Below are 25,147 nucleotides of genomic sequence, written 5' to 3' on the forward strand. Positions count from 1 at the left end.
ACGCCTCACCCCATCAGATGCTCACACAGGATCTTGACGCCGATACCGATGAGCACCAGTCCGCCCACCAGCTCGGCCCGCCGCTGGAACAGGCAGCCCAGCCGCCGGCCGACCAGTCCGCCCACCACGGAGAGGACAAAGGCCACGATACCGATGATCCCGGCCGAGGAGAGGATATCCACCGGCATAAACGCCATGGATACGCCCACCGCCAGCGCGTCGATGCTGGTGGCAACGGCCAGTACGCACAGGCGCCGGGCAGACAGGTCGCCCGGGGCTTCCTCTTCCCCGCCGCAGCCTTTTCGCAGGGATTCCCGTACCATCTTCCCGCCGATGAGGGCCAGCAGGGCGAAGGCGATCCAGTGGTCCACCGCCTCTATGTACCGGCTGACGCTGCTGCCCAGGGCCCAGCCCAGCAGGGGCATGAGGAACTGAAACACCCCGAACCAGCAGCCCATCTTCACAGCCTGCCTCCAGCCGAAGCCGGGCACGGAAATGCCGCTGGATACCGACACGGCAAAGGCGTCCAGCGCCAGGCTCACGGCAATGAGAAAAATCGCGATCAAATCCATCACCTGCACAAAAAGTTTGGTTGGCAGAAGAAACCGCCGATCCCATCGCCGTGTGCGCACCGGTGGGGATCTGGGTCCGGCCGGGCAAACGCGCAGGAATACGGCCGCGCTTCAAGGCGCCTTGCGCCGCCCGGGCAGCGTTCCTCCGGCCAGATGCGCGTGGGGAGCAATCCGGCGGTTCTTTTCAATTGATTCTAGCACATTTCCCGTTTATATGCTATAACAAAAGGGCGAACGCCACAAAAAAGGAGGGCCCCATGGAACCGAGAGAGTATATGCGCCAGGCGCTGGAATTAGCCCGCCAGGCCATGGAGGAGGGCGAGGTGCCGGTGGGCTGCGTCATCGTGCGGGACGGCGCGGTGGTCGGCCGGGGCCGCAACCGGCGGGAAACGGAACATACCGCCCTGGGTCATGCGGAGCTGGACGCCATCCGCCAGGCCTGCGGCGCCCTGGGGGGATGGCGGCTGAGCCGCTGCGCCCTGTATGTGACGCTGGAGCCCTGCCCCATGTGCGCCGGGGCCATCATCAACGCCCGCATCCCCGCCCTCTATTACGGCGCGAAAGACGAGAAGGCGGGCTGCTGCGGTTCGGTGCTCAACCTGTTTGAGGAACGCTTCAACCACCACCCCCGCATCTACGGCGGCGTGCTGGAGGCGGAGTGCTCCGCCCTGCTCCAGTCATTCTTCCAAAATCTACGCTGAGCGGCAGCGCTTTTTTATGGATTTCATACTTTCGTAACAAACCAGGCTACCTTTTTTAACAACCCCCTGGTACGATAACACTCGCAAGAGGCAATACTTCTTTTCATTCTATCCTCCAATCACCGGAACGGGCAGCGGCGAACGCCGCTGCCCGTTCCGGATACAGGCGGCTCTTTTCGCCTGCGCCGTGCCGGGGGCGGCCCCGGGCGGCGCCCTTCGGCAGGCCGATCACCCGGGCTTGTCAGCGTTTTGGAGCAGATTACGGGAACTTTACATAAAAAAGCGAAGATTTAAAGCTTTTGTAACAAATCCCGTTTTATTCATTAACATCTTCCGGTTATGATAATACTTGCAAGAGACAGTTTCTTTTCATTTCATTGTATCCTCTTTCCTTCGGCAGGGCCGGACGTCAGGAGCAGGCGTCCGGCCCTTGTCGTATTTTCTTTTTCCCGCGTCTGTGGTATACTTTTCGCAAAGGGAAGGTGAAGCATATGCAGCTGCGGGTGAAACGGGTCAAATTTGGGGATTGCGCCCTCTTGGAGACGGAGGGACGGCGGCTGATCGTGGACTGCGGAAGCGACAACCGGGGCACCCGCCCGGCGCAGGGAAAATCGCGCTTTGCCTACTCGGCCATCCGGAGCGCCATCGACGACGATCTGCCCACCGACCTGCTGGTCTCCCACTTCCACAGCGACCACTTCTGCGGCTTTTTGCGCCTGCCCGAGCCGGGCACGCTGCTGTGCGCCGCGCCCCCCATTGAGACCGCCTGGCTGCCCTGGAGTCTGCTGAAAAGCGGACAACCTGCCTTTTCCGGGGCCATGGCCCGGCTTTTGGCCGTGGCCCCCGCCAACTCCTACGGGTTCCGGCTCACCCGCCAGATCCTGGACCTGTTCCAGCATCTGACGGTATGCGCCCGGCGCATCCGCTTTGTCCGCACCGGCTCCCGCATCCCGCTGGACGGGGCGCACCTGCGGGTGCTTTGGCCCCAGGTGGAGTTCCCGCTGATGGTGCGCAGCAAGCCGGGCAAGGGCCCCTTCTTCCAGCATTACTGGGATGAGGGCTCCGACGCGGAGCGCTTTGATTACGACCTGTACCCTTATCAGGAGATGGAGGCCCAGGCGGAGACGCTGTTCCTCGGCCTGCTGGAACGGCTCGGCCCCCGCCGGGGCGCTCTGCTGGAGGCCCGGCGGGGCGTTCAGTCCGCTCTGAACGCCTATCTGGAACTGCTGCACCAGGAGCAGGCCCCCCAGGAGGCCCCGGCGGAGCGGTTTCAGGCGCTGCGCGCCTCCATGGAACCCCTTCTGGCCCTCCATGACGCTCTTTGGGCGGATCTGGCCCGGCCCGGCGCGCCCCAGGCGCTGATCACCGATCTGAAGGGATTTGCCAAGGCGCAGTACCACCGGCTGGTGGACGGCCTGAACGCCATGAGCGTGGTCTGCGACCTGGAGGACCGGGTCCTCTTTCTGGGGGACGCTCCGCCCCATGTGGTGGATCACATCCACGGCAGCGGCGCCGGCTTCCGCCGGTTCTACCAGGTGGTCAAGCTCCAGCATCACGGAACCGGTGCGTACTTTACCCCGAAAACGCCCGCCGGCGACCACTACATCCTCTCCAACGGCGGCTATGAGCGCCGGAAGGTGGGCGTCAATCCGATCAAAAGCCTGACCCGTCAGCCCTCCTGCCTGCTTCACTGTACCGACGCCCACGACGACCCCGCCCGGTTCTGCCGGTACGCCCGGGACTGCGGCGGCTGCTCCCCCAACTGCCGCCCCGTCACAGGGGACGAGCTGGTGCTCCCCCTGTAGCAGGGCGCGCCCGAGGGGCCGCCGCCCGCTGCCGGAGGCAGACGGCTTTCCCACCGGTGTGCGCACCGGCGGAAACGGACGGAACGTGCTCTCCCGCAAACGCGCCCCAGGTCCATGGCTGGACCTGGGGCGCGTTTGACTGTCGAAAAAACCTCCTGAGGAAGGGCCTCGCAGAGTTCCGCCGTCCGCAGGAGCAAGGGAGGCTCCCCTGGGGGTGCGCCTTGGAACGGGCCCTTCTCATGCCGGCCGGCCCTTTTACCGTTCCTCCCGGAAATAGGCCAGCCCCAGGCTTGCAGGGGGCTGCTTGTCTTTGCTGTTGCGCAGGCTGGTGAAGATGAGCACGATCACCGTCACCACATAGGGCAGGATCTTGTAGAGCTGATCGGGGATAAAGGGGACTTGCAGGCGCAGATAGAGGATCATCAGCCCGCCGAAGAGGATAGAGCCCCAGATGGCGTTAAGGGGGCGCCACAGGCAGAAGATGACCAGCGCCACGGCCAGCCAGCCCTCGCCGGCGAGGCCTTCGTGGTTCCACACGCACCCGGCGATGGTGGTGATATACACCATGCCGCCGATGGCGGAAATGCCGCCGCCGATGACGGTGGCCAGGTACTTGTTGCGCGTGACGTTGATGCCCGCCGCGTCGGCGGTGGCGGGGGACTCGCCCACGGCGCGGAGATAGAGCCCCGCCCGGCTGCGGTTCAGGAAAACGGCCATGACGACGGCCACCGCCAGGCCCAGGTAGACGAAGATGTTCTGGCCGAAGAGCAGCGGGCCCACCACCGGCAGCTTTTGCAGCGCCGCCGGGAAGGGGGAGTTGGCGAAAACCGCCTTGAGCTCATTGCTGATGGCTACGTAGCCGCCGGAAGTGACGCGCATGTACTCGCCGATGAACTGGCCCGCGCCGGTACCGAAGATGGCCAGCGCCAGACCGGTCACGTTCTGGTTGGCCCGCAGGGTGATGGTGATGAAGCTGTAGATCAGCGCGCCGAACGCGCCGCCCAGGAAGGAAAACAGGATGGCCAGCAGCACGGCCACGATCCCGCTGGCGCTGCCGCCGGAGAGCTGCTCATAGTAGAACGCGGCTCCCAGCCCCATGGCGCCGCCCATATACATCATGCCCTCCACGCCCAGGTTCAGGTTGCCCGACTTTTCCGAGAGGATCTCCCCCACGGTGCCGAAGAGCAGGGGCGTACCGTTGAGCACGGCGGCCATGATGAGCAGCAGGACCGGACTTTGGTTGATCATGCTCCGGTCACCTCCTTATGGCCGCCCCGGAGGATCAGCCGGTAGTTGATGAAAAATTCGCACCCCAGCATACAAAACAGGAAAATGCCGGTGATGATGTCGGAAATGGAGGCGGGCACGTTCATACGGGTCTGAAGGGTATCCGCGCCCTTCTCCAGCACCGCCAGCAGGGCGGAAATGCCGATCATGGCGAAGGGGTTGAGCTGGGCCAGCCACGCCACGGTGATGGCGGTGAAGCCCACCCCGGCGGCCACCCCGTCATAGAGGGTATTGTTGGCGCCCGAGGCCACGATGAAGCCCACCAGGCCGCTGATGGCGCCGGAAAGGAACATGGTGCGCATGATAATGGCCCCTACGTTCATCCCCGCGTACCGGGCGGTGTTCTCACTCTCCCCGATGACGGCAATCTCATAGCCCTGTTTGGTGTACTTCATGTAGATGAACATGACCACCGTCAGTACCAGCACGATGATCCAGCCGCAGTGCACGCCCAGCACCTTGGGCAGGACGGCCTTGGAGTCAAACTGCGGAATGATCTGGGAACCGGGCCGTCCCTCCCAGGGACCGCCCTGGAGCCAGCGGACCACGCCGATGATGATGTAGTTCATCATCAGGGTAAACAGGGTCTCGTTGGTGCCCCACTTGGCCTTGAAGAAGGCGGGCACCAGGGCCCATATGCCCCCCGCCACGGCCCCGGCCGCCGCCATGACCAGGATCAGGGCGGGCCCGGGCAGGCGGTCGGCCCAAAACAGGGCAAAATAGCTGGCCGCCACGGCGCCTGCGGTGATCTGCCCCTCGGCGCCGATGTTCCAAAAACGCATCTTGAAGCAGGGCGCAATGGCCAGCGCGGTACCCAGCAGCGGGATGGCGATCTTTACGGTCTGACGGATGGCGGTGGACTTGCCCAGCGAGCCGGAAAGGATGGTCCCGTAGGCGGAGATGGGGTTATTGCCCAGCACCAGGAAAATCAGCGCGCCCAGCAGGATCGCGGCGATGAAGGAACTGCCCCGGATGCACCACACCTGCCAGGCGGGCATGGCGTCCCGCTTGGCCAGGCGGATCAGCGGTGTTTTCACTTCGTGCATCACGCGCCCTCCTTTCCGCCCACACGGGTCATCATCAGGCCCACCTGCTCCTTGGTGGCGGTGCGGGCGTCCACCACGCCGGAGACCTTGCCGCCGCAGAGGACCAGGATACGGTCGCACAGCTCCAGCAGCACGTCCAGGTCCTCCCCCACGAAGATGACGGCCACGCCCTTTTTCTTCTGCTCGGTCATCAGGTTATAGATCGTATAAGAGGTGTTGATATCCAGGCCGCGCACGGCGTAGGCGCTCATGAGCACAGTGGGCGAGGAGGCGATCTCCCGGCCGACCAGGACCTTCTGCACGTTGCCGCCGGACAGCCGCCGCACCGGGAAATCCACGCTGGGGGTGACCACCTCCAGGCTTTCCTTCACCTTCAGCGCCAGTGCGTTGGGGTCCTTTCGATCTACAAATACGCCCTTGCCGCGCCGCCAGGAGCGCAGCATCATGTTCCCCGTCATGCCCATGCCGCCCACCAGGCCCATCCCCAGCCGGTCCTCCGGGACGAAGGCCATGGCCACGCCCGCCTGCTTGATCTGCATGGGGGTCTTGCCCACCAGTTCCTGGGGCCCGGCTCCGTCGGGGGTATAGCGGATGGAACCCGCGGCGATGGGATAGAGTCCGGCGATGGACTCCAGCAGCTCCCGCTGGCCGGAGCCGGCGATGCCCGCGATCCCCAAAATCTCGCCGCCCAGGGCCGTGAAGCCCACGCCGTCCAGCTTCTTCACACCCTCGGCGTCCAGCACGGTCAGGCCCTCCACCGTCAGGCGGGGCTTGGGGTCCACCGGGTCGGGCCGGTCGATGTTCAGGGTGACCGCGTGGCCCACCATCATATCGGTGAGGGCCTGGGGATCGGTCTCGGCCGTGTTCACGGCGCCGATGTACTGCCCCTTGCGCAGCACCGCCACCCGGTCGGAGATGGCCATGACCTCATGGAGCTTGTGCGTGATGATGACGATGGCCTTTCCGTCGGCCTTCATCGTACGCAGGATGGCAAAGAGACGCTCGGTCTCCTGAGGGGTGAGCACGGCGGTGGGCTCGTCCAAAATGAGCACGTCGGCCCCCCGGTAGAGCACCTTCACGATCTCCACCGTCTGCTTTTCCGACACCGACATGTCGTAGACCTTCTTGTTGGGGTCGATGCCGAAGCCGTATTTATCGCTGATGGCCTGGACCCTGGCCGCGATCTCCCGCCGGTCCAGCCTGCCGCCGTCGTGCAGGCCCAGGGCGATATTTTCCGCCGCGGTGAACACGTCCACCAGCTTATAGTGCTGGTGGATCATGCCGATGCCGTTGGCATAGGCGTCCTTGGGGGAGCGGATGGCCGCCGGCTTGCCGCCCACCAGGATCTCTCCCTCGTCCGGAAAATAGATGCCGGAGAGCATGTTCATCAGCGTGGTCTTGCCGCTGCCGTTTTCCCCCAGCAGGGCCAGGATCTCCCCCCGGTCCAGGGTCAGGTCGATCCCGTCGTTGGCCACTACCTTGCCGAATCGCTTGGTGATATGCCTGAACTCAATCGCATGGACAGTTTCCAAGGCTGTCATCCTTTCTGTTCCGGGCCCGGCGCCGGACCCGGTCAATGGAACAGCGCCGTATCTCTGAAACGCTTCTTTTCCTATGGTATCAAAACCGCGGGCCCGGCGCAAGGGTGTAGCACGATTTTTTCCCCCGGCACAGCCAAAGAATTGCCCGGGCGGCGCCGTCCCGCCGTCCGGCAATGGAAAAGGCGGGCTGCAGAAGCAGCCCGCCTTTGGGTATTGGGTCAAATTGCTTAGAACGCGGAATTCAGCCACTCGATGCCGTCGATCTGGAGCGCGAAGTAAGGAGCGGACTGGAAGTAGGACTCGTGGTAGGCGCCGTCAAACACGGCCTCCTCGGAATCGGGGGTAAAGTCGCCGTCGGTGTCCAGCGCGAAGGAGGCGGTAACCTCTTCGCCGCCCACGGTGAAGGTAGCGGTATCAAAGACCTGCAGCGCGCCGGTGCGGATGGCTTCCTCCACCTCGGCCAGCTTCTCGGCGGTGCCGGCGGCGGCGATGTCCTCGTTCAGCGGGGTCATGACCACGGCGCCCTCGTCCATGCCGTGGCACCAATCCTGGTCAAAGCTCTCGCCGTTGACGACGGCCTCGATGGCGTACTCAAAGTACACGGACCAGTCGATGCGGGTGCCGATGATGGAGGCCTCGGGCGCCACGCCGATCATATCGTTGTTGTAGCCGGTGTGGAACGCGCCCTTGGACTGGGCGGTGGTGGCGGGGGTGGTGTTGTCGGAGTGCTGGGAGATCATGATGCAGCCCAGGTCGCACAGCGCGTCGGCGGCGTTGCCCTCAGCGGTGGCGTCGGACCAGGAACCCACGAACTGGACCTTCATGGAGACAGAGGGACACACGCTCTTGGCGCCCAGATAGTAAGCGGTAAAGCCGGAGATCACCTCGGCGAAGGAGTAAGCGCCCACGTAGCCGATCACGGCCTGGTCGGCGGTGATGTCGCCGTTGTCGATCAGCTCCTGCATCTTCATGCCCGCGGCCACGCCGGCCAGGTAGCGGCCCTCATAGATGTTGGCGAAGGCGTTGTGGGTGTTGTCCAGACCGTCGTTCCAGGAAGCCTGGTTGGTGCAGGAAATGAACTCGATCTCGGGATAGTCGGGGGCGACCTTGAGCATAAAGGGCTCGAAGCCGTAGGAGTTGTTGATGATCAGCTGGCAGCCCTCTTCGGCCAGCTCGATATTGGCGTCCTCGCAGGAGCTGTCCTCGCCGATGTTGTACTTGACGACCCACTCCACGTTGATGCCCTTGGCGGCCAGCGTCTCGGTGACGGCCTCCTTGCCGCGGATGAAGTTGTAGGTGTAGCCCTGGTCGTTCTCGTCGCCGATGCAGATCAGGCCGACCTTGACGGTCTTGGCCTCGGGGGCGCCGGTCTCGGGCGCGGTGGTCTCGGGCGCGCCGGTTTCAGGCGCGGTGGTCTCGGGCGTGCCGGACTGGCCGTTGCCGCCGCAGGCAGCCAGTGCGAAGACCATGGAGCAGGCAAGCAGGAGCGCGAGCAATCTCTTCTTCATTTCTGGGTTTCCTCCTTAATTATGTAAGATCAGGTTTCCGGTACCACTATTTAAAAACGGCTGACACAGCCGGGATCAGCAGAACGTCACGCCGTCCTCCACGCTCATGGATTTGATCCGCGCCGGAGATCGCCCGGGCCGCCGGAGCCGGCCCGGGGTCCCAGAACCGGCTTCACATGCTCGGCGGAAGTGAATCCCGCCTGCGCCAAGGGGTTTCCAACCCCTTGCACGCGCTGCCGCGCGCCCCGCCCTGCGGGGGCGGGTGGAATCTCTGGCCGGGGAAACGGCGGTCTTCCGCCTCAGCAGAACGTCACGCCGTCCTCCACGCTCATGGATTTGATCCGCGCCAGAGATTCCACGCGCACGCCCATGGAGCGGATCAGGTCGCCGCCGGGCTGGAAGGCCTTCTCGATGCAGATGCCCGCCCCCACCAGGGTGGCGCCCGCGTCCTCCACCAGCTTGATCAGCCCCTGCAGGGCGCTGCCGTTGGCCAGGAAATCGTCGATGAGGAGCACCCGGTCCTCCGGGTGCAGAAACTCCTTGGACACGATGATATCGTACACCTTCCCGTGGGTAAAGGATTCCACCTTGGAGGTATACACGTCTCCCGCGATATTGCGGGTCTTGTTCTTTTTGGCAAAGATCACCGGCACATGGAAAAACTGCGCGCTCACGCAGGCGATGCCGATCCCCGACGCCTCAATGGTCAGGATCTTGGTGACGGCGCAGTCCCCGAACAGACGCAGAAACTCCTTCCCAATCTCATTAAACAGCTCCACGTCCATCTGATGGTTCAAAAAGCTGTCCACTTTGAGCACGCCGCCCTCCCGAATCCTGCCGTCCTGCCGGATGCGATCCTCCATGAGCTTCATATCCGCGTCTCCTTATTTCTGTATTACCGTCCCCATCGGAAAAACTTACTTTCATTTTACCGCAAACACACACGTCACTTCAATTAATCATATTCTATCAAAAATGCCGCCGTTCGTCACCCCTTTTTGGAAATTTTGTGGAGGGTCTTTTCCCCTGTCCGTTGCGTTTTTCGACGATGTCTGCTACAATGCAGACATCGCGGCCGGCCGGAACAGACCCCGGGCCCGCTCCGGCCGCCCTATCCGGATCCGTCCAGTGCCTAAGGAGGCTATTATGAAACGTCGTACGCTTTCCGTTCTGCTCGCCCTGGTCCTGCTGCTCTGCGCGACGCCCCTCTCTCCGGCCGCCCGCGCCTTTTCCGACGCGCAGGGCAGCTGGGCCGCTGACGTCATTGAGAAGACCCGCTCCTACGGTCTGATGGAGGGCTATGCCGACGGCACGTTCGGCGTGGGCCGGGACATTACCCGCGGGGAGTTCGTCACCATCCTCTGCCGTATGTTTTCCTGGGAAACCGTCACTCCGCAGGCCCCCTCCTATATCGACTGCGCCGCCGGCAAGTGGTGCTATTCCTATGTGGAGACCGCCCGCGCCCACGACGTGATGGACGCCAGCGGCGCGTTCCGCCCCGACGATTACATCAGCCGGGAAGAGATGGCGGTGATGCTGGTGCGCGCGCTGGGTTATTCCACCCTGGCCCAGTCCCTGTCCTCCCTGGCCCTTCCCTTCACCGACGTAAAAAGCAATACGGGCTATATCGCCATCGCCTACGACATCGGCATGATCACCGGCGTGACCGCTTCCGACGGCAGCCTGCGCTTTCTCCCCCACAACTCCGCCAAGCGGGAGGAGGCCGCGGCCATGCTGGTGCGGGTCTATGAGCGCTACACCTCCAAGATCGACTGGCTCCACGGTTTTTACGCCTTTTCCTCCTACAGCCAGATTAACCTGGCCTCCTCTCTGGACGCCCTCAGCGTGGGCTGGGCCCGGATGGAGTTCGACGCGGAGGAGGGCCCCCGGCTCAACTCCACCAGCGCCAACAACAACGATTGGGTCATGCCCTCCGACCCCACTCCCGCCACGGACTATTTCAACCAGCATCAGATCCCTTACAACCTGAACGTCTACGCCTCCGCCGCCGACCGCGTCTCCCTGGCCGACGGGAGCAGCACCTCCACCGTGGCGGCCCTGACCTCCAGCGCCGAAGCCCGCGCCCAGGCGGTCTCCCTTCTGGCCGCGGCCGCCGCCGGTTACGCGGGGGTGACCCTCGACTTTGAGGGACTCAAGGGGGATACCCTCAAAACGGACTACGTGTCCTTTTTGACCCAGCTGCGCGCCGCTCTGCCGGCGGACAAGACCCTCTACGTCTGCGTGCAGCCGGATACCTGGTACACCGGCTTCGATTACCGGGGCCTGGGCGCGGTGTGCGACAAGGTCATCCTCATGGCGCACGATTACCAGTGGACCGCCGCCGAGACCGCCAAGCACGTGGGCACCGCCAATACCGACTCCCCCGTCACCCCCTTTGCCGGCGTGTACGAGGCCCTGCGGGATCTGACCGACCCGGACACGGGCGTGGCCGACCGCAGCAAGATCGCCCTGGCCATCTCCTTCGGCACCGCGGGCTTCCGGATCGACGAAAACGGCATCCTGCTGGAGGGCGTTGTGTACCACCCCGCCCAGGACGTGCTGCGCGCCCGTCTGGCCCAGCCCGGCGCCGTGGTGGAGTACAGCGAGCGTTACCGCAATCCGGCGGTCACCTACACCACGCAGGACGGCGCCCGCTACCGCGTGTGGTATGAAAACGAGCAGAGCGTGCTGGACAAACTAACGCTGGCCCGCATGTTCGGCGTCACCGGGGTCTCCCTCTGGCGTCTGGGCGCCATCCCCGCCTCCACCGGCTACGATGTGTGGAGCGCCATCCAATCCCAGCGCTGACCCGTCCCTCTACCAAATCACGAGGAGGCATTCCCGCCATGAAGCCTGACTGGAAGCAGACCCTGCACACCTACCTGCTGATGACGCTCGGCACCGCGCTGGTGTCTGTGGGGGTCTACTTCTTCAAATTCCCCAACAATTTCTCCATGGGCGGCGTATCCGGTCTGGCGCTGCTGCTGGGCCAGTTGGTGAACGTGCCCCGGCTGACCCCCTCGGTCTTCAACGGGATCATCAACCTGGCGTTCCTGCTGCTGGGGTTTCTGCTGCTCAACCGCGGCTTCGGCGTGCGCACGGTGTACTGCTCCCTGCTCTATTCCGGCCTGGTGCAGATGTTCGAATGGGTCTTCCCCATGCACGCCCCGCTGACCGGTCAGAAAATGCTGGAGCTCTTTTTCGCCGTCATCCTCCCCGCATTGGGCTCGGCGATCCTGTTCAACATCAACGCCTCCACCGGCGGCACCGACATCGCCGCCATGATCCTGAAAAAATTCTCCGGCATGGACGTGGGCCGCGCCCTGCTGGTCTCCGACGTGGCCATCGCCGCCGCGGCCCTGTTTCTCTTTGATATCGAGTCCGGCCTTTTCTCCCTGCTGGGGCTGGTGTTCAAATCTGTGCTGGTGGACAGCGCCATCGAATCCTTCAACCGCCGCAAGGCCTTTTTCATCATAACCTCCGACCCGGAACACGTCTGCGCTTATGTGACCCATACCTTGGGCCGGGGGGCTACCCTCTGGAAGGCGGAGGGCGCCTATACCCACGAGGTGCATCACGTGGTGCTCACCGTTCTCTCCCGGACGCAGGCCGTGGCGCTGCGCCAGCACCTGAAGCAGTCCGATCCCCACGCCTTTATGATCGTGGCCAATTCCAGCGAGATCTTCGGAAAGGGCTTTCTGCGGGCTTAGGCCCTCAGGCGCCCCTCTCTTTTCGCGCCCCTGGAAGCGCGCCCTGCGGCGGCCAAACGCCTGCGCAGGGCGCGCCCTTTTGCAGGAACGTTTTTTCCCGCATCGGCTCAGGCCTTTTGAACCGCCGCAGCCGCGGGCCGGATCGCCCGGTCCGCGGCTTCTATTTGGAAAATATTTCCCATCCGACGCCGTTCGCGCTTTTTTGCGGCATAATATGGTAATATATGGTTATCAGACAAGCCGCGTGTACGAAGGAGGGCGTGATCATGCCGCTGCTGCGCAAAAAAGGGCTGCTGGAGAGCAGCCGGGTCCTGTTCCTGCCCCTGTCCGAGATCTCCCCCAACCCCAATCAGCCCCGACGGAACTTTTCCCAGGAGGGCCTGGTGGAGCTGGCCGCCAGCATTCAGGAGCACGGGGTGCTTCAGCCGCTTTCCGTGCGGCGGACGGCCGGAGGCTACGAGCTGATTGCCGGGGAGCGGCGTCTGCGGGCCTCCCGGCTGGCGGGGCTGAAGGAAGTGCCCTGCATCCTGCTGGGGGTGGACGAGGAGGCCTCTTCCCTGCTGGCGCTGGTGGAAAACCTCCAGCGGCGGGACCTGGACTTTTTGGAAGAGGCCAACGCATTGTCTGTCCTGATCCGTACCTACCACCTGTCTCAGGAGGAGGCCGCCCGGCGCATCGGCAAATCGCAATCGGCGGTGGCCAACAAGCTGCGGCTGCTCCGCCTGGCCCCGGAAGTCCTTACGCTGCTGCGGGACAGCGGCTGTACCGAGCGCCACGCCCGGGCCCTGCTGCGGCTGGAGGACGGCGCCCTGCAGTGGACGGCCGCTCAGACCATTGTGCGGGACGGACTTACGGTGGCCCGCACCGAGCAGCTGGTGGAGCGTCTGTTGTCCCGCGGCGGCGCTTCCGCTCCCCGGCGGCCCACGTTTGTGATCAAGGACATTCGGTTTTTCCTCAACACGATTACCCGGGGCGTGAGCCTGATGCGCACGGCCGGCGTAGACGCCGCCTGCGACCGGCAGGAGACGGCCGACACCATTTTGCTGACGATCCGCATTCCCAAGCAGGCCAGAGCCTGACGCCGCCGGGAGCGAGCTGCGCTGTTTCACGTGAAACAAGCGCAGCTCATTTTTGTCCTGCTTCACGTGAAACAGCGGTCCGTTTTTTATTTCCGGGCAAAACAGGCGAATTCCTGTTGAATTCAAAGCCCGCTGGCATTATAATAGGTCTTGTCCGTTTGAACTGAGAAAAGGCAGGTGTGCTATGGCGAAGACCATTGCAATCGTGAATCAGAAGGGCGGCGTAGGCAAGACGACGACCTGCGTCAATCTCGCGGCCGCCCTGAAAAACCTGGGGCTGCGGGTGCTGGTCTGTGATTTTGACCCCCAGGCCAACAGCACTTCCGGCTTTGGGGTGGACAAGACCAGCTCCCCCAACATTTACGACGTGCTTTTGAACGGCGCGGACCCGGCCAAAGCCGTGGCCGCTACGGTCTACGGCGACGTGCTCCCCTCCAGCAAGGCGCTGGCGGGCGCGTCCATCGAGATGATCGGCCTGGAGCGCCGGGAATACCAGCTTCGGGAGTCCCTGGACCAGCTCAAGGCGCGGTACGACTACATCCTGATCGACTGCCCCCCCTCTCTGGAGCTGCTTACCCTCAACGCCCTGTGCGCGGCGGATACGGTGCTGGTGCCGGTACAGTGCGAGTATTACGCCCTGGAGGGGCTGAGCGACCTGCTCTCCACCATCCGTATCGTCAAGCGCTCTCTGAACCCCGAGATCGCCCTGGAGGGCGTGGTCCTCACCATGTACGACGGGCGCACCAACCTGTCCATGCAGGTGGCGGAGGAGGTCAAACGCCATTTCCCCGGCCAGGTGTACGCCACCGTCATTCCCCGCAACGTTCGGCTGAGCGAGGCCCCCAGCCACGGAAAGCCGGTCTGCGCGTATGACGCGCTTTCCCGGGGCGCCGAGGCCTATGACCAGCTGGCCCGGGAGCTGGTGGAGCACAACCGCTATGCCGTCACGCGGGTGTGACGGGCAGAAAGGATTGACATTATGGCATCTGAACGCGGCCTGGGCAAGGGCCTGGGCGCTTTACTGGGCGACGCCGCCCTGCAGACACAGGAGGCAGGCTCCCTCTCCCTCCCCATCTCACAGGTGGAGCCCGGGCTCAAACAGCCCCGGAAACGCTTTGACGACGAGGCGCTGGCCGACCTGGCCGATTCCATCCGGCAGCACGGGGTGATCCAGCCGTTGACCGTGCGCCGCCTCTCCTCCGGTTATTATCAGATCATTGCCGGGGAACGGCGCTGGAGGGCCGCCAAGCTGGCGGGCCTCAGCGAGGTCCCGGTCGTCATTATCGAGGCGGACGACCGCAAGGTCATGGAGCTGGGCCTGATCGAAAACCTCCAGCGGGAGGACCTGAACCCCATGGAAGAAGCCGGAGGCTACCGTGTGCTCATGGAGGAGTACGGCCTGACGCAGGAGGAGGTGGCCCAGCAGGTGGGCAAATCCCGCCCCGCCGTGGCCAACGCCCTGCGGCTGCTTTCCCTTCCCCCCTCCCTGCATCCGCTGCTGGAGGACGGCCAGCTTTCCGCCGGACACGCCCGGGCCATTCTCTCGGTCCCATCGCCCCAGCTTCAGGAGAAGCTGGCCGACAAGGTGGTCGCCGAGGGACTCTCCGTCCGCCAGACCGAGGCCCTGGCCAAACGGCTCGCGGCGGGCGAAGCCACCCCCCCGCCCCGTCCGGAGGGCCCCGATCTGAGCATCTATCTGAAGGAAGCGGAACGGACCCTGGGCGCCCGGTTCGGCCGGAAGGTCAGCATCGTCTCCGGAAAGCGCAAGGGCCGGATCGAACTGGAGTATTATGGCCCCGACGACTTGACCGCGCTTCTCGATCTGTTGGAGAAGGCCCCCTCCGCCGGAAGGGGGGAGCTGCTGTGAGCGCCGAACGCGATCCGCACCAGGGCGGCGCGCTCCAGCACGATGCGGAGCACGAACGCCCCCATAAAAAAAACTCCGTCCTCTTTTATTTGATGATCCTGTTTGCCGCCGCCTTTCTTCTGCTGCTGCTCTCCTATTTTATGCAGCAGCGGGTGAATCAGGAGGCCCTGGACGATCTGGAACAGACCTCCAATTCCGCTGTGGAATCGCTGGAGAACCTGATCGCGGAGCGGGACGCGCTGAAGCTTCAAGTTTCCGCGCTGGAAGCGGAGCGCGATACGCTCCAGGCCGAATGGGAGGCGTCCGCGGATACCGCGCAGAAGGCCCGGGACGGTCTGATGGCGGCCATGGATCAGGTGGATGCGCTGAACAAACTGAATCAGCTGCGCACCCTTTATAATCAGCGGCGCTATTCCCAGGCCCGCACCCTGCTGGCCGAATGGGAGGCCGCCGCTCCCGGCGGGCTGGAAGCCTCCCTCCAGGCGGTCAGCGACGCTATGGGTCCCGCGGAACGGGAGCTTTACGACCCGCTGGAGGCCTACCGCCAGCTGAGCGAATGGCTGGAGCAATGACAAGACCTCTGTTTCACGTGAAACAGCGGGGCGGGCCCCGCGCAAACAAACGACCCAAGTAATGACAAGAAAGGCGGATAAACCATGATCGATCTTAAGTTCCTCCGGGAAAACCCCGAGGCTGTCAAAGAGAATATCAAAAAGAAGTTCCAGGAGGAAAAGCTGCCCCTGGTGGATCAGGTGCTGGCCCTGGACGCCGAAAACCGGCGCACCATCCAGGAGGCCCAGGACCTGCGCACCGCCCGAAACGCCCTGTCCAAGCGGGTCGGCATGCTGATGGGCCAGGCCAAGAAAGACCCTTCCAAGCTTGCTGAGGCCGAGCAGGCCAAAGCCCAGGTAAAGGCCAACGCCGACCGGCTGGCCGAACTGGAGCAGGAGGAGGACCGGCTGGCCGGTGAGATCCGCAGGATCATGCTGGTCATCCCTCAGATCATCGACCCCTCCGTGCCCCTGGGTCCCGACGACTCCGCCAACGTGGAGGTAGCGCGCTTCGGAGCGCCTCTGGTGCCCGACTACCCCATCCCCTATCACACCGAGATCATGGAGTCCTTCGCCGGCATCGACATGGACGCAGCCGGGCGGGTGTCCGGCTCCGGCTTCTACTACCTGCTGGGCGACATCGCCCGCCTGCACGAGGCGGTCCTGGCCTACGGCCGCGACTTTATGATCGCCAAGGGCTTCACCTACTGCATCCCCCCCTTCATGATCCACGGCAACGTGGTGGAAGGCGTTATGAGCCAGACCGATATGGACGGCATGATGTATAAGATCGAAGGCGAGGACCTGTATCTGATCGGCACCTCCGAGCACTCCATGATCGGCCGCTTTATCGACCAGATCCTGCCCGAGGACAAGCTCCCCCAGACCCTCACCTCCTATTCCCCCTGCTTCCGCAAGGAAAAGGGCTCCCACGGCATCGAAGAGCGGGGCGTCTACCGCATCCATCAGTTCGAGAAGCAGGAGATGATCGTGGTCTGCAAGCCCGAGGACTCCATGCAGTGGTACGAGCAGATGTGGCGCTACTCCGTGGAACTCTTCCGAAACTTTGACATCCCCGTGCGTCAGCTGGAGTGCTGCTCCGGCGATCTGGCCGACCTGAAGGTCAAATCCTGCGACATCGAAGCCTGGTCGCCCCGGCAGCAGAAGTATTTTGAGGTCTGTTCCTGCTCCAACCTGGGCGACGCCCAGGCCCGGCGGCTCAAGATCCGGGTCAAGGGCGAGGAAGGCAGGACTTATCTGCCCCATACCCTCAACAACACCTGTGTGGCGCCGCCCCGCATGCTCATCGCCCTGCTGGAAAACAACCTTCAGGCCGACGGCAGCGTAAGGATCCCCAAGGTGCTCCAGCCCTATATGGGCGGCAAGGAGCGGCTGCTCCCAAACAAAAAGAAGGAGGACTGAAGTATGAGCAAGCAAGAGAAAACCACCGGCTTTTTCGCCGAATTCAAGCAGTTCATCGCCCGTGGCAATGTGATGGATATGGCCGTGGGCGTCATTATCGGCGGCGCGTTCAAGGCCATTGCCGACTCCCTGGTGGCGGACATCATCAACCCCATCCTGGGCATCTTCGCCGGAGGAAACAGCGACCTGTCCAATCTGGCCCTCCATCTGCCCGGCGGCGGGGATCTGATGCTGGGCAACTTTATCAACGCCATTCTGAACTTCCTCATCATGGCCTTTGTGGTCTTCTGCATCATCAAGGGCCTCAACGCCTTCCACCGGAAGAAGGAGGAGCCCGCCGCGCCCCCCGCGCCGCCGGAGCCCTCCGCGGAAGAGAAGCTGCTCACGGAGATCCGCGACCTGCTGAAGGAGCAAACGGATGCCTGAGCCGCGCCAGGACCGGCCCCAGGACGAAACGGAACCCTATGTCCCCGCCTCCCCCGTCAAGCGGATCCTCGCCTGGACGGGCGTGGCCTATATGGTGATCTTCGTGCTGCTCAATCTCTATCCCTTCTTTCGGGGCGGCGAATACCTGCGGGGCGTCGGTCCCCTGCTGGTCTGCCCCGGCTGTCTCGGGCTGGGCGCCGTGGCCGTCTGGCAGCTGCGCCAAAAGGAGTGCGCCTCCAGCCGCAAGGCCGCCATGCTCGCCCTGGCCATTGCCTGCGCCGTCGTGCTGATACTGGGCCTGCTGGACGGGCTTCCCGCTCTGGTGGCCGGGCTGGGAGGACACGCATGAAGGAGCGTATCGAACGGGGCCTGACTGCGCTGGGGATCGACGCCCCCGGCGGGGCGGCGGCCCTTGCGGAATACGGCCGCCTGCTGCTGGAGCAGAATCAGGTCATGAATCTGACCGCCATCACCGCGCCCGATCAGGTGGCCGACCTGCACTTTTTGGACTGTGCGGCGCTTTTGAACGCGCCGGGGATCTCCTTCGCCGGAAAATCCCTGATCGACGTGGGCACCGGCGCCGGCTTCCCCGGTCTGCCGCTGCGCATTCTGGAGCCCACAATTCGGCTCACCCTGCTGGACAGTCTGGGCAAGCGGGTCTCCTGGCTGGAGCAGGCCTGCACCGCCCTGGGCGCCCAGGATGTGAAGTGCCTTCACGCCCGCGCGGAGGAACAGGCCCTGCTGCCCGGCTTCCGGGATTGCTTCGATCTGGCCGCAGCCCGGGCGGTGGCGCCGCTGGCGCTGCTGTGCGAGCTCTGTCTGCCGTTTGTGGCGGTGGGCGGCTTTTTCCTGGCCATGAAATCGGTGGACTGCGGCGCGGAACTGGAGCAGGCCGGACGCTGTGTCTCCCGTTTGGGGGGGCGGCTGCACAAGAGCTGGGACTACGAAATTCCCGGTGCGGGCGTGGCCCATCGTCTGGTTATTGTGGAAAAGATTTCCTCAACTCCCAAGGGATATCCCCGCCGTTGGGCAAAAATTCAGAAAGCCCCGCTTTGACGGTAATTTTGCCGCCATTTTGCACAAAAAACGATTGATTCGTTTGACAAACCATGCTATTCTATAAATTGGAACGGACAGGAGGAACGCTATGGCCACTTCGATCGTGATCACCTCCGGCAAGGGCGGTACGGGAAAGACCTCCCTCACCGGCGGAGTCGCCTCCTGTTTGGCCGCCCTGGGGCACCGGGTCCTGTGCATCGACATGGACATCGGCCTGCGCAATCTGGACCTTTCCCTGGGCCTGAGCGACCGGGCGCTGATGGATTTCACCGACGTGCTGGAGGGCCGCTGCTCCCTGGAGCGGGCGGCGGTGGCGCATCCGGTCATCCGCGGGCTTTATCTGCTGACCGCCCCCATCCTGCTGCCGGTGCGCCCCCTGTCCGGGCAGGCCATGGCGCAGCTGGTGCGCCAGGCGAAAGAGGACTTCGATTTTGTCCTGATGGACTCCCCCGCCGGTCTGGGCGAGGGATTCCAGCTGGCGGTGTGCGCGGCCGACCGGGCCGTGGTGGTCTGTACTACCGACGCCTCCGCCCTGCGGGACGCGCAGCGAACAGTGGCCCTGCTGCGCGGGCGGATCTCCCGCATCCATCTTGTGGTCAACCGGGTGCAGCCCAGGCTGCTCAAGCGCCTGCATACCACCATCGACGACGCCATGGATACCGCCGGCCTGCCCCTGCTGGGCGTGGTACCGGAGGACCCCCAGGTGATGCTCTGCGCCAACCGGGGAGAACCGCTGATCCTGGCGGCCAGCCGCGGGGCCGCCGTGGCCTATCTGAACATTGCCAAACGCCTGTTGGGGCAGCGCTCCCCGCTGATGAAGCTGAAATAGAAGAGCAGATAAGAGAGGTAACGAGCCATGAATATTGCACTGATGAGCCACGATCGGAAGAAAGAGCTGATGGTCCAGTTTTGCATCGCATACTGCGGCATCCTGTCCAAGCATACGATCTGTGCCACCAACACCACGGGTAAGCTTGTAGCCGAGGCCACCGGTCTGCCGGTCAGCCTCTTCCTCTCCCATGCCCATGGCGGCAGCCAGCAGATCGGCGCGCGCATCGCCTACAACGAGATCGATATGGTCCTCTTCTTTTCCGATCCTCAGTCCAACGACCTGGATGCGGACCTGAACTATATCACGCGCCTGTGCGACCAGTACAACATCCCCTTCGCCACCAACGTGGCCACCGCCGAGATGCTCATCCACGGCCTGGAGCGGGGCGACTTGGACTGGCGGGATATCATCAACCCCAAAACAAAGCCCTTTACCGCGTAACCAGAGCGCATGCTCCCGGCGCCGCCTGCGGCGGCGCGGCGGAGCATGCGGGAAAGCGCGCCGTTCTCTTGACTTTTTTCGGAAAATGAGATACCATCAATAGCACCGCGACGACGGGGCATGAGTAGCCCGGATACCGCCGGACAGAGAAAAACGCCATGGCTGAAAGCGTTTACGGCAAGGACCGGGGGAAAGACGGCCTCAGCAGCGGGTATGGAGACATACACGGCCCGCTCCCCGTAACCGGAGCAAAAGGGCGGCTCTGCGGCCGCTGAACATGGGTGGCACCACGAAAGCAGGCGCTTTCGTCCCGTGATACGGGATGAGAGCGCCTTTTTAAGGTCATTCCGGGCGGGCGCAGGCTCTTTGCAGAATCCCTTGACGCCGCGCCTGCGGCGTTCCGGCGCCCGCCGGATACGGTTCATAAAGGAGGATACCCCAATGGCAAAATTGAAACCCCGCACCCTCTCCGGCTTTCTGGAGCTGCTGCCGGAGCGGCAGGTACAGTTTGAGCGCATGGTGGAGACCCTGCGCCGCACCTACTCCCTCTATGGCTTCACCCCGCTGGACACCCCCCTGATCGAGGCCAGCGAGGTGCTGCTGGCCAAAGGCGGCGGCGAGACGGAAAAGCAGATCTACCGCTTTACCAAGGGGGACACCGACCTGTCCCTGCGCTTTGATCTGACGGTCCCGCTGGCCAAATACGTGGCCCTGCACCAGAACGAACTCGCCTTTCCCTTCCGCCGGTTCCAGATCGGCAAGGTCTACCGGGGAGAGCGGGCCCAGCGGGGCCGCTTTCGGGAATTTTATCAGGCCGACATCGACGTCATTGGAGACGGCAGCCTGGACATCCTCAACGAGGCGGAGATCCCTTCCATCATCTATAAAACGTTCACCGCCCTCGGGCTGAAGCGCTTTAAGATCCGGGTAAACAACCGCAAGGTGCTGGGCGGGCTGTTTGCCCTGCTGGGGCTGGAGCGGCAGAGCGCGGACGTGATGCGCACCATCGACAAGCTGGAGAAGATCGGCGCGGAACAGGTACGCGCCATCCTCGTGGACGACTTCGCCGTCCCCGCCGCCACCGCCGGACAGCTGCTGGAGCTGCTCTCCACCGCCGACCCGCTGGCCTCCCTGGCGGCCTTGAAGGGGCGCAGCGCGCTCCTGGATCAGGGTGTGGAGGAGCTGAACACCGTGGTCCGCTCCATGTCCGCCTTCGGCGTTCCGGAAGACCACTTTACGGTGGACCTGACCATTGCCCGGGGCCTGGATTACTACACCGGCACGGTCTACGAGACTGTCATGCTGGACCACCCGGAGATCGGTTCCATCTGTTCCGGGGGGCGTTATGATAACTTAGCGGAATACTACACCGATAAACAACTGCCCGGAGTAGGCATTTCCATCGGTTTGACCCGTCTGTTCTTCGTTTTGGAGGATCAGGGCTACCTGAACGACCACCTGCTCACCGCCCCGGCGGACGCGCTGATCCTGCCCATGACCGAGGACCTCTCCCCCGCCATCTCCTTTGCCACCACCCTGCGGGATGCGGGCATCCGGACGCAGCTGCACGGCGAGAAGAAGAAGTTCAAGCAGAAGCTGGCCTATGCGGACAAGCTTTCGATCCCCTACGCGGTCTTCCTGGGGGAGGACGAGGTGAACGCCGGGAAGGTCACCGTTAAGGACCTTTCTTCCGGCGCGCAGCAGACCCTCTCCCCGGCCGAGGCCGTGCTCCTGATCCAAACCGGCCTGACCGCCCGGCAGGGCGGCACGCCTATTTTAGAACCGGAGGGAACCAACCAATGAAAAGGCTCGTGTGTATGATCCTGTCCCTGGCCCTGTGCCTGTCCCTGAGCGTCCCCGCCCTGGCCGTGAGCGTGGAGAACCGTTTCCCCGACAAGCAGACCTATCGTGGCTTTACCGACGTGCTGGAGCGGGACTGGTTCTATTCCGCCGTCAATACCTGCTACCGGGTCGGCCTGATGAACGGCACCAACGCCGGTTTCCAGCCCAATAAGGTGCTCACCGCAGGCGAGGTGGCGGCCATTGCCGCGCGTATCCACGCCACCGTGAACGACGCCGTGCTCCCCGCCCCTTCCACCGATCCCTCCCTCCCCTGGTACCAGCACTCCATGGACTACCTGTCCGGTCTGGGCGTGAGCCTGCCCGACGGCGCCAAAAACGCCACCCGGCTGGAATTTGTGCAAATGCTCTCCGCCGTGCTCACCGACGAGCTTTTGGAGCCCATCAACACCATCACCGCCCTGCCCGACACCAGCGACGCCGCCGTGCTGCGCTTCTACAACGCGGGGATCCTGACCGGCGTGGACGACTACGGCACCTTCTCCGGCGGCAAGACCCTTACCCGGGCGGAATGCGCCGCCATGGTCTCCCGCATCGTGCGCACCGCCCAGCGGCAGTCCTTCACCCCCGCCGACGCGCGCTCCTTCCAGGCCGCCGGGATGGAGCCCGCTACCGTGCTCTTCTCCCTGGACGGGCGCACCGTCACCGCCAGGGAGTTCCTGCCCCTGGTCATGGAGCGCATCCGCTTTTTGGAGGGGCAGTGCAAAGGCGGCTATATGGACTTCAACTGGAACAACCTCCATGGGGACCTGACCTACCGGGAGGACGTGCTCCAATACGCCATGGATCACCTCGATGTGAGTGAGCGGATCGGTACCGCCGCCTATCAGAATTTTGACGTGCAGGTCTTCTACAGCACCCTCATCGACCTGCGGGGCGGCGCACCCCTTTGATGATATCGCGTTATATTTTTAGCTGATTATACGAATTGGAGTTGATTTTCATGGGCCATACGGCCAATTCCTACCGCAGCCACACCTGCGGAGAGCTGCGCATGGAGCATGTGGGCCAGACCGTCAGGCTGGCCGGCTTTCTGGAAAATCTGCGGGAGGTGGGCAGCAGCTTTGCCTTCGCGGTGCTGCGGGACTTCTACGGGGTGACCCAGCTCGTCATTGAAAACGAGGAGACCCTGCGCATGTTCAAAGACCTGAACAAGGAATCCACCCTGGCGGTCGAAGGCGTGGTGCGGGAACGGGACTCCAAGAATCCCAAACTGCCCACGGGCGACGTGGAGGTGGTCCCCGCCCGCGTGGAGGTGCTGGGCCGCTGCCGCCACAACGAGCTACCCTTCCAAGTCAACCGCAGCCGGGAGGCCGACGAGTCCGCCCGGCTCAAATACCGCTACCTGGACCTGCGCAACCCCGCGGTCAAGCGCAATATCATCCTGCGCTGCCATGTGGTCTCCGCCCTGCGCCGCGCCATGACCGAGCAGGGCTTCCTGGAGATCACCACCCCCATCCTTACCGCCTCCTCCCCGGAGGGCGCCCGGGACTACCTGGTGCCCAGCCGGAAGCACCCCGGCAAGTTCTACGCGCTGCCCCAGGCCCCGCAGCAGTTCAAGCAGCTGCTGATGGCCTCCGGCTTCGACAAGTACTTTCAGATCGCCCCCTGCTTCCGGGACGAGGACGCCCGGGGCGACCGCTCCCCCGGCGAGTTTTACCAGCTGGACCTGGAGATGGCCTTTGCCGGGCAGGAGGATGTGTTTGCCGTTCTGGAGCAGGTGCTGCCCCCCATCTTTGCCCAGTACGGCACCTACAGCATAGCCTCCGACGCCCCCTTTACCCGCATCCCCTATCTTGAGGCCATGGAGAAATACGGCTCCGACAAGCCCGACCTGCGGATCGACCTGACCGTTGCCGACGCCACCGCACTGCTCGCGGACTGCGGCTTCGGCCCCTTTGCGGGCCACACCGTGAAGGCCGTGGTGGTGTCCGATTTTTCCGGTACCCGCAAGCAGATCGACCAGCTGTGCGCCGATGTGGAGGTCCAGGCCGGGGAGAAGGCCTACTGGTTCCGCCTGGACGAGCAGGGCGAGCTGGTGGGCGGCATCTCCAAGTTCGTGCAGGAGAAAAAGGACGCGGTCATCCGCGCCCTGGGCCTGCAGCCCAACTGCTTTGTGGGCCTTACCGCCGGAACGCGCCTCACCGCCCAAAAGACCGCCGGCGTACTGCGCAATAAGCTGGGTAATTTCTGCCCCGGCCACATGGACCGGGAGCGCTACGAATTCTGCTGGATCGTGGATTTCCCCATGTATGAGATCGGTGAGGAATCCGGGGCGCTGGAGTTCTGCCACAATCCCTTCTCCATGCCCAACGGCGGTCTGGAGATCCTGAAGCGTGCCGCCGCGGGAGCGGTGGATCCCCTGACCATCACCGCCTATCAGTACGACCTGGTATGCAACGGCGTGGAGCTCTCCTCCGGCGCGGTGCGCAACCACGACCCTGAGATCATGGTGGAGGCCTTCCAGCTGGTAGGCCTGGGGGAGGAGGATGTAAAGGCCAAGTTCCCCGCCATGTACAACGCCTTCACCTACGGAGCGCCCCCCCACGCGGGCATCGCCCCCGGCGTGGACCGGATGGTCATGCTCCTCTCCGGGGAGGACTCCATCCGCGAGGTCATCCCCTTCCCCATGAACAAGAACGCCCAGGACCTGATGATGGGCGCGCCTTCTTTTGTGGAACCCAAGCAATTAGACGAGCTGAACATCCAAATCACCGCCCGGGAAGACGGGTAAGCGCGCCCTTGCTCCAAACCACGGCCCCGGCCGCGCCGCAAGTCTGCGGCGCGGCCGGGGCCGTGTCATCGCTCGCCCAGCAGGGTCCCCAAAAAGACCGAAAGGGCCTGCCGCTGAATGGGCGTCAGCCGGTCCACCTGCCGGAGCAGGGCCTCACGCTCTGTGTCCTGCCCCGAGGGCTGGTCAAAAAACTGCTTCAGCGAGACGCCCAGCGCATCGCACAGCAAGGACAGGCTCTCCACCGAGATCCCCTTCTCGCCCAGCTCCACCGACCGCAGGAAGCTTTGGGACAGTCCGCACTGGTTGGCCAGCCGATTCGTGGTCCATCCTTTCGTCTCCCGGAGCGCGGCGATGCGCTTTCCTATCTCCATAAAAATACCTCGTCCCGTTTTTGTTATAACAATAGCAAAAACCGAAGGCTATATTTACATCTATAGTAATTTATGTTATATTTATAAATATATTCTCAAGGAGATGAGGGCAAATGGATCGGAAAACCGCGGAACAGAGGCGCTCCCTGGCACAAACAGAGGACCTGGACCGGTTAAAGGGCCAGTACCAATGTGTCAGCGACTCCGTGCTGCTCAAGTGGATGCAGGCCGTCACCGGGACCCATCGGGAGGCCATGGCGGCGGTGCTGCGGGAGCGGGGGCATACGGTATGAGCCGGCGCGGCCCATCCGGGCGGCACGGACTCCTGCGGAACA

Annotated in this window: 25 protein-coding genes; 18 read left to right on the forward strand and 7 right to left on the reverse strand. The window is 63.6% G+C overall.

All coding sequences use genetic code 11. From position 1 onward, the window contains the following. Nucleotides 1-5: 5 nt before the first annotated feature. Nucleotides 6-572: a manganese efflux pump MntP gene (locus H8S57_RS07025; protein WP_186907374.1), complete on the reverse strand. Its 567-nt coding sequence runs from the start codon at nucleotides 570-572 to the stop codon at nucleotides 6-8. 257 nt (nucleotides 573-829) lie between these two features. Here H8S57_RS07025 and H8S57_RS07030 point away from each other — a divergent pair, with 257 nt between their 5' ends. Together H8S57_RS07030 and H8S57_RS07035 are read left to right on the forward strand one after the other, a co-directional pair. Next, complete coding sequence (locus tag H8S57_RS07030) at nucleotides 830-1,273, forward strand: nucleoside deaminase (protein ID WP_186907375.1); 444 nt, start codon at nucleotides 830-832, stop codon at nucleotides 1,271-1,273. A gap of 491 nt (nucleotides 1,274-1,764) precedes the next feature. Further along, nucleotides 1,765-3,078, forward strand: a complete 1,314-nt coding sequence (locus H8S57_RS07035) for an MBL fold metallo-hydrolase (protein WP_186907376.1) — start codon at nucleotides 1,765-1,767, stop codon at nucleotides 3,076-3,078. A 255-nt stretch (nucleotides 3,079-3,333) separates the two neighbouring features. On the opposite strand, the gene H8S57_RS07040 is transcribed toward H8S57_RS07035, so the two are convergent. From H8S57_RS07040 to H8S57_RS07060, 5 genes are all read right to left on the reverse strand, one after another. Continuing rightward, the gene (locus tag H8S57_RS07040; protein WP_186907377.1) at nucleotides 3,334-4,326 is read right to left on the reverse strand and encodes an ABC transporter permease; all 993 of its coding nucleotides are present in this window, start codon (nucleotides 4,324-4,326) and stop codon (nucleotides 3,334-3,336) included. After that, nucleotides 4,323-5,411, reverse strand: a complete 1,089-nt coding sequence (locus H8S57_RS07045; protein WP_186907378.1) for an ABC transporter permease — start codon at nucleotides 5,409-5,411, stop codon at nucleotides 4,323-4,325. Before H8S57_RS07045 ends, H8S57_RS07040 begins: the two co-directional genes overlap by 4 nt. Next, nucleotides 5,411-6,952: an ABC transporter ATP-binding protein gene (locus H8S57_RS07050; RefSeq protein WP_369807603.1), complete on the reverse strand. Its 1,542-nt coding sequence runs from the start codon at nucleotides 6,950-6,952 to the stop codon at nucleotides 5,411-5,413. The genes H8S57_RS07045 and H8S57_RS07050 overlap by 1 nt, the downstream gene beginning before the upstream one ends. A gap of 227 nt (nucleotides 6,953-7,179) precedes the next feature. Beyond that, on the reverse strand, nucleotides 7,180-8,460 hold the full coding sequence (locus tag H8S57_RS07055; protein WP_186907380.1) for a BMP family ABC transporter substrate-binding protein: 1,281 nt from the start codon (nucleotides 8,458-8,460) through the stop codon (nucleotides 7,180-7,182). Nucleotides 8,461-8,759: 299 nt separating this feature from the next. Further along, complete coding sequence (locus H8S57_RS07060) at nucleotides 8,760-9,332, reverse strand: xanthine phosphoribosyltransferase (RefSeq protein ID WP_186907381.1); 573 nt, start codon at nucleotides 9,330-9,332, stop codon at nucleotides 8,760-8,762. Between the two features lie 274 nt (nucleotides 9,333-9,606). On the opposite strand from H8S57_RS07060, the gene H8S57_RS07065 reads away from it, so the two are divergent. The 15 genes from H8S57_RS07065 (at nucleotide 9,607) to aspS (ending at nucleotide 24,441) form a co-directional block, all read left to right on the forward strand. Beyond that, nucleotides 9,607-11,268, forward strand: a complete 1,662-nt coding sequence (locus tag H8S57_RS07065) for an S-layer homology domain-containing protein (RefSeq protein WP_186907382.1) — start codon at nucleotides 9,607-9,609, stop codon at nucleotides 11,266-11,268. Between the two features lie 38 nt (nucleotides 11,269-11,306). Further along, nucleotides 11,307-12,170 carry a YitT family protein gene (locus H8S57_RS07070; protein WP_243204737.1) on the forward strand — a complete coding sequence of 288 codons (864 nt, stop codon included), beginning with the start codon at nucleotides 11,307-11,309 and terminating at the stop codon, nucleotides 12,168-12,170. A gap of 266 nt (nucleotides 12,171-12,436) precedes the next feature. After that, nucleotides 12,437-13,249, forward strand: a complete 813-nt coding sequence (locus tag H8S57_RS07075; RefSeq protein ID WP_186907459.1) for a ParB/RepB/Spo0J family partition protein — start codon at nucleotides 12,437-12,439, stop codon at nucleotides 13,247-13,249. 184 nt (nucleotides 13,250-13,433) lie between these two features. Beyond that, nucleotides 13,434-14,207, forward strand: a complete 774-nt coding sequence (locus H8S57_RS07080; protein ID WP_186907383.1) for a ParA family protein — start codon at nucleotides 13,434-13,436, stop codon at nucleotides 14,205-14,207. Between the two features lie 21 nt (nucleotides 14,208-14,228). Then, complete coding sequence (locus H8S57_RS07085) at nucleotides 14,229-15,116, forward strand: ParB/RepB/Spo0J family partition protein (RefSeq protein WP_186907384.1); 888 nt, start codon at nucleotides 14,229-14,231, stop codon at nucleotides 15,114-15,116. Then, nucleotides 15,113-15,688, forward strand: coding sequence for a hypothetical protein (locus H8S57_RS07090; RefSeq protein WP_186907385.1), 576 nt, complete (start codon nucleotides 15,113-15,115; stop codon nucleotides 15,686-15,688). The genes H8S57_RS07085 and H8S57_RS07090 overlap by 4 nt, the downstream gene beginning before the upstream one ends. Nucleotides 15,689-15,772: 84 nt before the next feature. Beyond that, a complete protein-coding gene (gene serS, locus H8S57_RS07095; RefSeq protein WP_186907386.1) occupies nucleotides 15,773-17,089 on the forward strand; it encodes a serine--tRNA ligase in 1,317 nt (438 codons plus the stop codon). Nucleotides 17,090-17,092: 3 nt separating this feature from the next. Then, nucleotides 17,093-17,515, forward strand: coding sequence for a large conductance mechanosensitive channel protein MscL (gene mscL, locus H8S57_RS07100; protein ID WP_186907387.1), 423 nt, complete (start codon nucleotides 17,093-17,095; stop codon nucleotides 17,513-17,515). Next, the gene (locus H8S57_RS07105; protein WP_186907388.1) at nucleotides 17,508-17,864 is read left to right on the forward strand and encodes a hypothetical protein; all 357 of its coding nucleotides are present in this window, start codon (nucleotides 17,508-17,510) and stop codon (nucleotides 17,862-17,864) included. The genes mscL and H8S57_RS07105 overlap by 8 nt, the downstream gene beginning before the upstream one ends. Beyond that, nucleotides 17,861-18,571, forward strand: a complete 711-nt coding sequence (gene rsmG, locus H8S57_RS07110; protein ID WP_186907389.1) for a 16S rRNA (guanine(527)-N(7))-methyltransferase RsmG — start codon at nucleotides 17,861-17,863, stop codon at nucleotides 18,569-18,571. The genes H8S57_RS07105 and rsmG overlap by 4 nt, the downstream gene beginning before the upstream one ends. Before the next feature lie 91 nt (nucleotides 18,572-18,662). Beyond that, entirely contained in the window at nucleotides 18,663-19,403 is a 741-nt protein-coding gene (gene minD / locus H8S57_RS07115; protein WP_186907390.1) for a septum site-determining protein MinD, read from the forward strand. 27 nt (nucleotides 19,404-19,430) lie between these two features. Continuing rightward, nucleotides 19,431-19,847: a methylglyoxal synthase gene (locus tag H8S57_RS07120; protein ID WP_186907391.1), complete on the forward strand. Its 417-nt coding sequence runs from the start codon at nucleotides 19,431-19,433 to the stop codon at nucleotides 19,845-19,847. A 441-nt stretch (nucleotides 19,848-20,288) separates the two neighbouring features. After that, nucleotides 20,289-21,650 carry a histidine--tRNA ligase gene (gene hisS, locus H8S57_RS07125; RefSeq protein ID WP_186907392.1) on the forward strand — a complete coding sequence of 454 codons (1,362 nt, stop codon included), beginning with the start codon at nucleotides 20,289-20,291 and terminating at the stop codon, nucleotides 21,648-21,650. Beyond that, on the forward strand, nucleotides 21,647-22,600 hold the full coding sequence (locus H8S57_RS17860; RefSeq protein ID WP_186907393.1) for an S-layer homology domain-containing protein: 954 nt from the start codon (nucleotides 21,647-21,649) through the stop codon (nucleotides 22,598-22,600). Before hisS ends, H8S57_RS17860 begins: the two co-directional genes overlap by 4 nt. A gap of 50 nt (nucleotides 22,601-22,650) precedes the next feature. Next, nucleotides 22,651-24,441 carry an aspartate--tRNA ligase gene (aspS, locus tag H8S57_RS07135; RefSeq protein WP_186907394.1) on the forward strand — a complete coding sequence of 597 codons (1,791 nt, stop codon included), beginning with the start codon at nucleotides 22,651-22,653 and terminating at the stop codon, nucleotides 24,439-24,441. Between the two features lie 65 nt (nucleotides 24,442-24,506). Here aspS and H8S57_RS07140 read toward each other — a convergent pair whose 3' ends face one another. Continuing rightward, nucleotides 24,507-24,812: a helix-turn-helix domain-containing protein gene (locus H8S57_RS07140; RefSeq protein WP_186907395.1), complete on the reverse strand. Its 306-nt coding sequence runs from the start codon at nucleotides 24,810-24,812 to the stop codon at nucleotides 24,507-24,509. A 113-nt stretch (nucleotides 24,813-24,925) separates the two neighbouring features. Between H8S57_RS07140 and H8S57_RS07145 the strand changes: the two genes are divergently transcribed. Continuing rightward, a complete protein-coding gene (locus H8S57_RS07145; RefSeq protein WP_186907396.1) occupies nucleotides 24,926-25,105 on the forward strand; it encodes a hypothetical protein in 180 nt (59 codons plus the stop codon). Nucleotides 25,106-25,147: the final 42 nt, after the last annotated feature.

The sequence above is a fragment of the Lawsonibacter hominis genome (assembly GCF_014287895.1).
Taxonomy (GTDB): domain Bacteria; phylum Bacillota; class Clostridia; order Oscillospirales; family Oscillospiraceae; genus Lawsonibacter_A; species Lawsonibacter_A hominis.